Raw genomic sequence first — 10718 nt, 5'->3', positions numbered from 1 at the left:
CCATACGGGCCCTGCGGCATGTGGAACGCCGCATCATGAGGCCGGACACATGTCAGCACCCGATGATGCGCCAGGATCAGCTTCAAAATCCCTCTTGCGCTTGGGGCGGTTACACATGTTGCAGAAGTCGACTGCCGGAGGATTAACGCGCCCACGCTGGTACGGTAAGCGTCTCGGCAGGAGCAAACCCGAGGCTGCCCGCTACCGCACGATGAACTGGAAGTCCAACAACGCCGCCCTGAGGCGGCGCGGGTCGCTGCTGATCTGGCTGGACAAGGACATGGCATGGCTTGCTGGTCGACAGCACCGGTATCAAGTTCCTGGGCGATGGCGAATGGCTGGCGCGCAAGCATGGCACGCATCGCAGGCGCCAGTATCGCAAGATCCATCTGGCCATGGATACAGCCACCGGCGACATCCGAGGTGTGGAATTCACCTCGACCCGTGAAGGTGACAGCCCTGTGCTGCCTGACCTGCTGGATCAGATCCCGGCCGATGAACAGATCGGCACCGTGACCGGCGACAGTGCCCTCGCCCCCCGGCGATGCCACACCGCAATCTCGGATCGCGGCGGCACGGCCATCATACCTATCCGCAAGAACGGCCGCCTCTGGAAGGAAGACTGCCTCGCTGCCCGTGCCCGCAACGACATTCTCCGGACAGCCAGGCGCTTCGGCCGGGCGAACTGGGAAGCACTGGTCCGGCTATCATGTCCGAAGTCGAATCGAGGCAAAGATGCGTTGCCTCAAACAATTCGGCGAGCGGATCGCCTCGCCAGACCCGGACAGGCAGAAAGCCGAAATCCACATCCGCGTCGCCCTCATGAACCGCTTCAACGCACTCGGCACTGCCGAGATCAGCGCGTGGCCTGAGCTCAACGGAGTAAGGGAGAATCTTGCGTCAGCGATAAGTTCTGCAACATTGCCGATCCGAGGTCATCCAGAGTGAGAAGCTGCATTGGCCTCGCCACCGACAAACAGATGGCGGCCCATATCTTCGCGACGGGGTCAACCAGCAAGCGTCCGATCAACTGTGAGCCGGCATCAGAAACGGAGCGATCCATCACTATACCGCACTACATCGTACCTGCTGCTGTAAGCTGCGCAGATAATGCAAAAGGTTCGCCGAAAAAGTGCCCAACAACTTGACCAAAGTGCTCAAGCTGAATGACCAGCGACCTGGATGTCAGTGGTGAGCCCAACAGGATTCGAACCTGTGACCCACTGATTAAAAGTCAGTTGCTCTACCAACTGAGCTATGGGCCCATCACGAGGCGCTTCCTAGGGGGGGTAGCCGGTGGCGTCAAGCAGAAAAATGAACACGCTGGTGGAATCGCTCCGTGACGCCTATATGGCCGCCATGACGCATGCATCCTCTTCCGGCCTGCCCTTCCTCAAGATGCACGGGTTGGGCAATGATTTCGTGATCCTTGATTTGCGCGGCGGGAGGACCCGGCCCGACGCGGGTCTGGTTGCACGCATCGCCGATCGCCACCGCGGCGTTGGCTTCGACCAGCTTGCCGGAATCGAGGATTGTGCGGATGCCGATGCGCGGCTGGTGTTCTGGAACGCCGATGGCTCGTTCAGCTCTGCCTGCGGGAATGCGACGCGCTGCATTGCGCGATTGCTGATGAACGAGAGCGAGCAAACTTCGTTGCGGCTGCGCACCGATCACGGCCTGCTGTTGGCCGAGGATGCAGGGGGCGGGCTGACGCGGGTGAACATGGGCCCGCCCGTTCTGGATTGGCAGGCCATTCCGCTGGCACAGGCCGTCGACATCGATCACCTGCCGATCGATGGGGATCCGGCTGCGACCGGCATGGGCAACCCGCATGTGACCTTCTTTGTACCGGATGCTGCGGCGGTCGACCTCGGATCGTTCGGCCCTATGCATGAGCACCACCCCCTTTACCCCCAGCGCACGAATGTGGAGGTTGTGCAGGTCCTGTCGCGCGATGAGATCGTTCTGCGCATCTGGGAGCGAGGGACGGGAGTCACCTTGGCCTCGGGCTCCTGCTCCTGCGCCGCGGTCGTGGCGGCGGCGCGGCGCGGTCTGACGGGGCGGCGCGTGATGGTTGCCGTTCCCGGGGGGCGCCTGCTGATCGACTGGCGCGATGATGGTGTCTGGATGGAAGGGCCGACGGCGCTGGTCTTTCGCGGCACCCTGGACCCGGAGTGGCTGTCATGAGTGCGCCTGTTTTCTCGACCCTCGGTTGCCGTTTGAATGCCTATGAAACAGAGGCCATGCGCGAGATGGCCGAAGCGGCCGGTCTGTCCGGCGCTGTCGTGGTCAACACCTGCGCCGTGACCGCCGAGGCCGTCCGCAAGGCGCGGCAGGAAATCCGCCGTCTGGCGCGCGAAAACCCCGGTGCGCCTGTCATCGTGACCGGTTGCGCGGCGCAGACCGAGCCCGAAACCTTTGCCGCCATGCCCGAAGTCACGCGGGTCATCGGTAACCACGAGAAGATGCAGCCCGACACTTGGGCCGGCCTGCGCGCGCCAGACCTGATCGGCGACACGGAAAAGGTGCTGGTCGACGACATCATGTCGGTCAAGGAAACGGCGGGCCACCTGATCGACGGGTTCGGCCGTCACCGCGCCTATGTGCAGGTCCAGAACGGCTGCGATCACCGCTGCACCTTCTGCATCATTCCCTTTGGCCGCGGCAATTCGCGCAGCGTCCCGGCCGGCGTGGTGGTCGAGCAGATCAAGCGCCTGGTGGGTCGCGGCTTCAACGAGGTTGTCCTGACCGGGGTGGACCTGACCTCATGGGGTGCGGACCTGCCCAGTACGCCGCGCCTTGGCGATCTGGTCATGCGCATCCTGCGGCTGGTGCCGGACCTGCCGCGCCTGCGGATCAGCAGCATCGACTCGATCGAGGCGGACGAGAACCTGATGCTGGCCATCGCGACCGAGCCGCGCCTGATGCCGCATCTGCACCTGTCGCTGCAGGCCGGTGATGACATGATCCTGAAGCGGATGAAGCGCAGGCATCTGCGTGACGATGCCATCCGCTTCTGCGAGGACGCGCGCCGGTTGCGCCCGGACATGGTCTTTGGCGCCGACATCATCGCGGGCTTTCCGACCGAAACTGAGGCAATGTTCCAGAACTCGGTCAAGCTGGTTCAGGATTGCGGGCTGACCTTCCTGCATGTCTTTCCGTTCTCGGCCCGCAAAGGGACACCGGCGGCGCGCATGCCGGCGGTCAAGGGCCCCGTGATTCGCGATCGGGCGGCACAACTGCGGGCGGTCGGTGATGCAGCGCTTCACGCGCACCTGGAGGCGCAGTCAGGCCGGATGCATCGGGTTTTGACCGAAGGGCCCCGCGTGGGGCGGACCGAGCAATTCACCGAAGTGGCCTTTGCGGACGATCAGCCCGAAGGCACGCTGATGGGGTTGCGCATTTCCGGGCATGACGGGCAGCGCCTGACGGCCTGACCCTGTGCCTTTCGCGGCATTCGGATATGCAGCCTTGCCCCCAAGGTGCGACGCATCCTAGCCTGCCCGCACAAACAGGGGGAGGAAAGCCGATGAGCGTGATCTTGTGGAGCCATGACAGCGCGGCGGCGCATCGGACACCTGATGGCCATGCCGAGCAGGTGGCCCGATATGCGGCGGTGCAGGGGGCTCTGGAGGATCTGGACCTGGACCGCCGCGAGGCTCCGCTTGCGGAGGATGCCGATGTGCTGCGGTGTCATCCGGCGCGCTATCTGGAAGCCCTGCGATCCGGTGCGCCGGAACACGGCGTGCGGATGCTGGATGCCGACACCTATCAGTCCCCCCTCAGCCTCGAGGCGGCGCTGCGTGCCGCGGGCGGGGCCTGCGCGGCGGTGGATGCCGTTCTGGCGGGTGAAGCCAAAAGCGCCTTTGTCGCCATGCGCCCCCCGGGTCATCATGCCGAGCGGGAAACGGCCATGGGCTTTTGCCTGCTGGGCACCGCTGCCATCGCGGCTATGCGGGCATTGGATCATCACGGACTGGAGCGCGTTGCCGTCCTGGATTTCGATGTTCATCATGGCAACGGGACTCAGGATCTGTTGTGGGACGAGCCGCGGGCGTTTTTTGCCTCCAGCCACCAAATGCCGCTCTATCCCGGCACGGGCGCCGCATCAGAGACAGGGGCGCATGGGCAGATCGTGAACGCGCCGCTGCCACCGGGATCGGACGGCGGACTGGCACGTGCGGCTTGGACGGACATCCTGACGCAGGCGCGCGATCATCGGCCGCAACTGGTCGTCATCTCGGCCGGTTTCGACGCGCATGAGGCCGATCCGCTGGCGCAGCTGGAATGGGACGAGGACGATTTCGCCGCCATCACGCGTGCCATCTGCGACATGGCGGCCGAATGCGGTGCCCCGGTGGTATCCTGTCTGGAAGGTGGTTATGATCTGCCAGCCTTGGGACGTTCGGTGCGGGCCCATGTAAAGACGCTGATGGAGGCCGCAGTATGAGCGATATCAAGACCCTCTCCTTCGAGGAGGCCATGCGCGAGCTGGAGGCCACGGTCGGCAAGCTGGAAACCGGCGAGGCCACGCTGGAGGAGTCGATCGCGCTGTACGAGCGTGGCGCCGCCCTGCGCGCGCATTGCGAAGCCCGCCTGCGCGAGGCCGAGGCGCGGGTCGAAAAGATCACGCTGGCGGCCAATGGCCAGCCCATGGGAACCGAGCCGGCCGAGGGCCTGTGATGCAGGACAGTCTGGCGCGGGTGGCGGATGCCGTTCAGGCGGAACTGGACCACGCGATCGACGCGCTGCCGCAGGGCGAGTTGGCGGATGCGATGCGTTATGCCGTGAAGGGCGGCAAACGGCTGCGGGCGTTTCTGGTGATGGAATCGGCGCGGCTGCATGGCGTTCCGGATCAGGCCGCGCTGCCGGTTGCCGCAGCGATCGAAGCTCTGCATGCCTATAGCTTGGTTCATGACGATCTGCCCGCCATGGACGATGACGACCTGCGCCGCGGGCAGCCGACGGTCCATGTCCGCTGGTCCGAGGCAACGGCGATTTTGGCGGGTGATGCGTTGCAGACGTTGGCCTTCCAGCTGCTGACCGATGACCGCATCGGCACCGCCGAAGCCCGTCTGCGTCTGGTGGCCGGACTGTCGCGCGCGGCCGGCGCCGAGGGGATGGTCTGGGGGCAGGCGCTGGACATTGCCGCCGAAACGGCGGGAACGCCGCTGGACCTTGACCAGGTCAAGCAGTTGCAAGGCGGCAAGACCGGCGCACTGATCCGCTTTGCCGGCATTGCGGGACCCCTGATCGCGGGGGGCGATCCGACGAATCTCGACCAGTACGCCGATGCAATCGGGCTAGCCTTCCAGATCGCCGACGATATCCTGGATGTGACCGGGGACGAGGTTGCGACCGGCAAGCGTGTCGGCAAGGATGCAGGCGCGGGCAAGGCCACGTTTGTGTCGCTGATGGGGCTGGAAGGTGCCAGGGCCGAGGCCGAACGCCTTGTCGCCGTCAGCACCGAGGCCCTGCGCGACTATGGCGCAGCTGCCGGAAACTTGCGTCAGCTGGCGCGTTTCGTTATCGAGCGCGATACTTGATCGCCCGCCCCGGAGGAGGGCCAGCCATGACCGACCGACCCAAGACGCCGCTGCTGGACCGCGTGTCGCTGCCGTCCGACCTGAAAGCGCTGAACGATGCCGAACTGCGGCATCTGGCCGATGAACTGCGATCGGAAACGATAAGCGCGGTCAGCGTGACCGGCGGCCATCTGGGCGCAGGGCTGGGGGTGGTCGAACTGACCGTCGCCCTGCACGCGGTTTTCGACACGCCGCGCGACAAGATCATCTGGGACGTTGGCCACCAGTGCTATCCCCACAAGATCCTGACCGGGCGCCGCGACCGCATCCGGACCCTGCGCATGGGCGGCGGTCTGGCGGGTTTCACCAAGCGGGCCGAAAGCCCTTATGACCCGTTCGGGGCAGGTCATTCCTCGACCTCGATCAGCGCTGCGCTGGGGTTCGCGATGGCGCGCGAGCTGGGCGGCGATCCGGGCGATGCGATCGCCGTGATCGGCGATGGCGCCATGAGCGCGGGCATGGCCTATGAGGCGCTGAACAATGCCGGACACGAGGGCAAGCGCCTGTTCGTGATCCTGAACGACAACGAGATGTCGATCGCGCCTCCCGTCGGCGCCATGTCCTCCTATCTGACGCGGCTTTATGCCGGAGGTCCGTTTCAGGAACTCAAGGCGGTTGCCAAGGGTGCCGTCGGCATGCTGCCCGAAGCGTTGCAGGAGGGTGCCCGGCGCGCCAAGGAGATGCTGAAAGGCATGACGGTCGGCGGCACCCTGTTCGAGGAGCTTGGCTTTTCCTATATTGGGCCCGTCGATGGCCATGACATGGAAATGCTGCTGCCGCTGCTGCGTACGGTTCGGGCGCGGGCAGATGGTCCGGTGCTGATCCATGTGGTGACGAAGAAGGGCAAGGGCTATGCCCCCGCCGAGGCAGCGGCCGATCGCGGCCACGCAACGGGCAAGTTCGATGTCGTGACCGGTGTTCAGGCCAAGGCCAAGTCCAACGCTCCCAGCTATACGGCTGTCTTTGCCAAGGCCCTGATCGAGGAGGCTGGCCGTGACGATCGCATCCTGGGCGTCACGGCGGCCATGCCGGATGGCACCGGGCTCAAGCAATTCGCGCAGCGTTTCCCGCGCCGCTGCTTTGACGTGGGCATTGCCGAACAGCATGCGGTGACCTTTGCGGCCGGATTGGCCGCGGGCGGGATGAAGCCCTTCTGCGCGATCTATTCGACCTTTCTCCAGCGCGGCTATGACCAGATCGTCCATGATGTGGCGGTGCAGAACCTGCCGGTGCGCTTTGCCATCGACCGGGCCGGTCTGGTGGGCCAGGACGGACCGACCCATGCGGGTGCTTACGACATCGCGTTCCTGGCGAACCTGCCGGGATTTGTTGTCATGGCCGCCGCTGACGAGGCCGAACTGGTGCACATGGTCGCCACGGCCGCAGCCCATGACGGCGGTCCCATCGCCTTCCGCTTTCCCCGGGGCGAGGGCACCGGCGTCGAGATGCCAGAACGGGGACAGGTGCTGCCACTCGGCAAGGGTCGCATGATCGCCGAAGGCAAAACGGTCGCGATCCTGTCCTTCGGGACGCGTTTGTCCGAGGTGATGGCCGCCCGCGAGGCGTTGCAGGCGCGAGGCATCACGCCCACCGTCGCGGATGCCCGTTTCGCCAAGCCCTTGGACCGCGACCTGATCCTGCAACTGGCGCGGGACCACGAGGCACTGATCACCATCGAGGAGGGCGCTGTCGGCGGCTTTGGCAGTCATGTCGCGCAGCTTCTGGCGGAGGAGGGCGTCTTCGACAGCGGACTGCGCTTCCGCTCGATGGTGTTGCCGGATGCGTTCGTGGATCATGATGCGCCGATGGCGATGTATGATACCTCGGCCCTGAACGCACAGCATATCGAAGCCAAGGTCCTGTCTGTTCTGGGCATCGAAACACTCAAGGCGCGCCGCGGCGATCTGGGTTGACCGCAGGGGATGGTGCGTCAGCCGTAGCTGCGCACCAATGCCCCTGCGATCATGCCCCATCCGTCAACCACAACAAAGAAAGCCAGCTTGAAGGGCAGGGAGACTACCACCGGTGGCACCATCATCATGCCCATCGACATCAGGACCGCCGATACCACAAGGTCGATGATCAGGAAGGGCAGGGCGATCAGAAAGCCGATCTCGAAGGCGCGCTGGATCTCGGACAGCATGAACGACGGGACCAGCACCGACAGGCGGTCCGCGGGACCCGCGCCAGGCGCGATCTCCGCCATCGTGGCCAAGGTGTCCGGATCCGTGCGGGCCGACATGAAGTCCTGAAACGGCACGATACCGCGCTGAAAGGCCTCGGCAATGCCAATCTGGCCTTGCTGCAATGGCAGTCCCGCGACCTGCCAAGCCTCGCGCAGGACCGGATCCATGATGAACCAGGTCAGGAACATGGCAAGGCTGACGATCAGCATGTTCGGAGGGGACTGCTGCAGCCCGATGGCCTGTCGCAGGATCGACAGGACGGTCACGATGAACGGGAACGCCGTCACCATGATGGCGATTCCCGGCGCGAGGGACAGCGCGGTAAGGCCCAGAACGATCAGGACCGCATTTTCACCAAGACCCGCACCCAGAGCCTCCTCCAGCCCCTGCGCCATGGCAGGGACAGGAAGAAGAGCCAGTGCGATCAGGACGGCCAGTTGCCTCACGCCGCCCCCGTCGCGCCCAGGACACGGACGCACAGCCGATCCTCGGTGGTGCCGTCTCCGGTCAATTCCCCGCGTGCGATGACCTTGTCGCCCACGCAGATTTCGACCCCGTCCTCGATCGCCTGATCCAGCACAAGAATATCGTCGGGGCGCAGGGCGGAAAGCTGTGAAACCGTCTGGCGGGTCCGGCCAAGGCGGATCGTCACCTCCACCTGGATGCTGTCGGTGTCGATCAGATGCGTCAGTGCGTCCATGTTGTTTCATCCTCTTTGATTTCGCTGATGAGGGCGCGCAGGTCCCCGGCGATGGTGTCGGGGACCAGTTCGATCCGGCCCCCTTGCGTGGTCACGATGATGTGGTCGGCAGGCGCAGGATCGATCTGGATGCCGTTCAGGCCGGCCTCTGCGAGGCAGCGCTCCACCATGGGGCGCAGGCGGTCGCTGCAGGTGACACGGGCGATCAGTGCGCTGCCGCGGCTGGCCAGGCGCGACAGTTCGGCCCGCAGCGCCTCTTCTAGGCGACGTGAGGCCAAGGGTGGCGCCATCAGGTCAAGAACCTGCGTCAGGATGGGCGCCAGGGCCTCGACCGCCTCCTGACGCAACGAGGCGCGGCGCGTCTCTTCATCGGCAAGCGCCAAGGCTAATTGTCCCAATCCGGCGCCCAAGGCGCGCAGTTCGGCATCCTCGGCCTGGGCGCGTGCTTCGGCAAAACCCTCCGCATAGGCTTGATCAAGGTCGCGGCGGGTGTAGGCGATTTCGGCCGCAGGCGCCGGGACGGCATTGGTGAAGGATTCCAGCTTGAAGAGGGCGAGGCTCAATTCACTTTCTCCTTGTTGTCGATCCAACCGGACAAGATCTTGACGCTTTCCTCATGCCGGTCGCGCATCATCGATTTCAGACGGGCCACCGGGTCGGCCGGGGGCAGGGACAATTGCTGCGGATCGGCGCCCAAGGGCAGCGGCGTCACCATGAAGGGTTCCTGCGACATCATCGGCATGCCCATACCCATGCCCATGTCGTCGATGGCGCCGTTCAGCGGCGGCAGCGGAGGCGGCAGGCTGTTGTCCAGGGCGGGCGCAGGGGCAGGCGCCGGTTGACGGCCGCGGCGCATCTGCCGCATGACGACAAAGATCACGGCCAGTGCAAACAGACCGATCAGCGCGACCCGCGCCAGGTCATTCAGGGCCAGGCGATCCATGAAGCCGGGCTTGGCTGCCGTGCTGCCTTCTCCCAGCGCAGCAAAGGGCAGCGACTTGACGGTCAGCTGATCGCCGCGCGTTTCGTCCAGGCCCACGGCCGAAGCGACCAGTTCGCGCAATGTGGTCAGTTCAGCATCAGGGCGCGGAACCAGAACAGTCTGTCCCTGGGCATCCGTCTGGGGAATGCCGTTGACCAGCACGGCCACTGTCAGGCGGCGCGTCGCACCCGGCTGGCGTGACAGTTCGCGGGTCACGCGGCTGACCTCGTAATTGGCCTGCTGGCGGTTTTCAGATCGGTTCGACTGGCTGGTGTCGCCAGGCTGCTCCTGCGCGTCGGGCAGGTTCGAGGCTGCCGTGACGGGACCTGCGCCGGACGAATTGCTTTGATCCGACGTTTCCTCGGTCACGGTCGAGATCAGCGCGCGCTGCTCCGGGTCGAACCGCTGCTCGGTCAGCAGTTCGGTTTCCGTCACCAGATCCAGGTTCAGCTCGACGATGGCGTTCCCGACACCGACATGCGGCTCGAGGATGCGCTCGACGTTGCGCTTCATCTCGACTGCACGGTCCGCGCCGCTGCGATCCTCGGTGGCCGCGATGATCCCGCGCTGCGAATCGATCACCGTCACGCGCTCGGGCTGCATGCCGGGTACGCCAGAAGAGATCAGGTACTTCAACGCCGCCGCCTGTTCGCGGCTGACGGGCTGGCCGTTGGTTGTCAGGGTTACCGAGGCGCTGCCGTTCTGATCGCGCCGATAGCCGCGGCCGGTCTCGATGGCCAGATGCACACGAGCCGTCTGCACATTCGGCAGTGCCAGGATCGTGCGGGCCAGTTCGCCTTCCTTTGCGCGCCAGTAGGCGGCATCGAACATCTGCGAGGTCGTGCCGAAACCGGACATGCCGTCCAGCAGCTCGTACCCCGTGCTGGACGCGGCCGGCAAGCCCTGGGCCGCCAGATCCATGCGCAGACGGTCACGCTGGGCCGCTTCGACCCAGATCGCATCCCCTCGCACCTCGTAAGGAACGCCTGCACGTTCGATCCCTGCAATGACTTCGCCGGCCTGCGCCGCGTCCAGTCCGCCATAGATCAATGCCATGCTGGTCCGGCTGGCGAGCCAGCCGAACCCCGCAACCGCCAGGAAGACCGCCAGGAAGGCACCCCCGAGGATCATTTTCTGTTGTGAGCTTCGCTCGAGCCAGTAGTCCTGCAGTTTTTGCAAAACCGTTCCTTTCGAATCAACGGGTCGTCGTCTTTCCAAGGGTTGGATGACATGGGCCGTGTTAAGATTCGGTTAGTCGCAAGCTG

The 10718-nt window shown here is 65.0% G+C and carries 10 protein-coding genes, 1 tRNA gene and 1 pseudogene; 7 read left to right on the top strand and 5 right to left on the bottom strand.

From position 1 onward, the window contains the following. Positions 1 to 211 precede the first annotated feature (211 nt). Positions 212 to 858, top strand: a pseudogene (locus ACLHHB_RS01065) (IS5 family transposase); the annotation flags it as partial. Between the two features lie 331 nt (positions 859 to 1189). Here ACLHHB_RS01065 and ACLHHB_RS01060 read toward each other — a convergent pair. Next, a tRNA-Lys gene (locus ACLHHB_RS01060) sits at positions 1190 to 1265 on the bottom strand. 85 nt (positions 1266 to 1350) lie between these two features. Here ACLHHB_RS01060 and dapF point away from each other — a divergent pair. The 6 genes from dapF to dxs all read left to right on the top strand — a co-directional run bounded on the left by dapF (position 1351) and on the right by dxs (position 7498). Then, positions 1351 to 2187, top strand: coding sequence for a diaminopimelate epimerase (gene dapF / locus ACLHHB_RS01055; protein WP_410216426.1), 837 nt, complete (start codon positions 1351 to 1353; stop codon positions 2185 to 2187). Next, the gene (gene mtaB, locus ACLHHB_RS01050; protein WP_410216424.1) at positions 2184 to 3437 is read left to right on the top strand and encodes a tRNA (N(6)-L-threonylcarbamoyladenosine(37)-C(2))-methylthiotransferase MtaB; all 1254 of its coding nucleotides are present in this window, start codon (positions 2184 to 2186) and stop codon (positions 3435 to 3437) included. Before dapF ends, mtaB begins: the two co-directional genes overlap by 4 nt. A gap of 92 nt (positions 3438 to 3529) precedes the next feature. Beyond that, positions 3530 to 4450, top strand: a complete 921-nt coding sequence (locus ACLHHB_RS01045; RefSeq protein WP_410216423.1) for a histone deacetylase family protein — start codon at positions 3530 to 3532, stop codon at positions 4448 to 4450. Further along, the gene (locus tag ACLHHB_RS01040; protein WP_410216422.1) at positions 4447 to 4683 is read left to right on the top strand and encodes an exodeoxyribonuclease VII small subunit; all 237 of its coding nucleotides are present in this window, start codon (positions 4447 to 4449) and stop codon (positions 4681 to 4683) included. The genes ACLHHB_RS01045 and ACLHHB_RS01040 overlap by 4 nt, the downstream gene beginning before the upstream one ends. Then, positions 4683 to 5546 (top strand): polyprenyl synthetase family protein, encoded by an 864-nt coding sequence (locus ACLHHB_RS01035; RefSeq protein WP_410216421.1) that lies wholly within the window; start codon positions 4683 to 4685, stop codon positions 5544 to 5546. Before ACLHHB_RS01040 ends, ACLHHB_RS01035 begins: the two co-directional genes overlap by 1 nt. Positions 5547 to 5572: 26 nt before the next feature. Then, on the top strand, positions 5573 to 7498 hold the full coding sequence (gene dxs / locus ACLHHB_RS01030; RefSeq protein ID WP_410216420.1) for a 1-deoxy-D-xylulose-5-phosphate synthase: 1926 nt from the start codon (positions 5573 to 5575) through the stop codon (positions 7496 to 7498). A gap of 17 nt (positions 7499 to 7515) precedes the next feature. Here the strand turns inward: dxs and fliP are convergent, their stop codons facing one another. From fliP to fliF, 4 genes are read right to left on the bottom strand one after another with little or no spacing between them, the layout of a single operon-like run. Beyond that, positions 7516 to 8217: a flagellar type III secretion system pore protein FliP gene (fliP, locus tag ACLHHB_RS01025; protein WP_410216419.1), complete on the bottom strand. Its 702-nt coding sequence runs from the start codon at positions 8215 to 8217 to the stop codon at positions 7516 to 7518. Further along, positions 8214 to 8471 carry a FliM/FliN family flagellar motor switch protein gene (locus ACLHHB_RS01020; protein WP_410216418.1) on the bottom strand — a complete coding sequence of 86 codons (258 nt, stop codon included), beginning with the start codon at positions 8469 to 8471 and terminating at the stop codon, positions 8214 to 8216. The genes fliP and ACLHHB_RS01020 overlap by 4 nt, the downstream gene beginning before the upstream one ends. Beyond that, complete coding sequence (locus tag ACLHHB_RS01015) at positions 8459 to 9034, bottom strand: hypothetical protein (RefSeq protein ID WP_410216417.1); 576 nt, start codon at positions 9032 to 9034, stop codon at positions 8459 to 8461. The genes ACLHHB_RS01020 and ACLHHB_RS01015 overlap by 13 nt, the downstream gene beginning before the upstream one ends. After that, positions 9031 to 10632: a flagellar basal-body MS-ring/collar protein FliF gene (fliF, locus tag ACLHHB_RS01010; RefSeq protein ID WP_410216416.1), complete on the bottom strand. Its 1602-nt coding sequence runs from the start codon at positions 10630 to 10632 to the stop codon at positions 9031 to 9033. The genes ACLHHB_RS01015 and fliF overlap by 4 nt, the downstream gene beginning before the upstream one ends. Positions 10633 to 10718 lie beyond the last annotated feature (86 nt).

Origin of the sequence: Paracoccus sp. (in: a-proteobacteria) (genome assembly GCF_046462195.1) — a bacterium.
Taxonomy (GTDB): domain Bacteria; phylum Pseudomonadota; class Alphaproteobacteria; order Rhodobacterales; family Rhodobacteraceae; genus Paracoccus.
The sequence above is the reverse complement of the archived record's forward strand: the minus strand, read 5'-3'. Positions and strand labels throughout refer to the sequence as shown.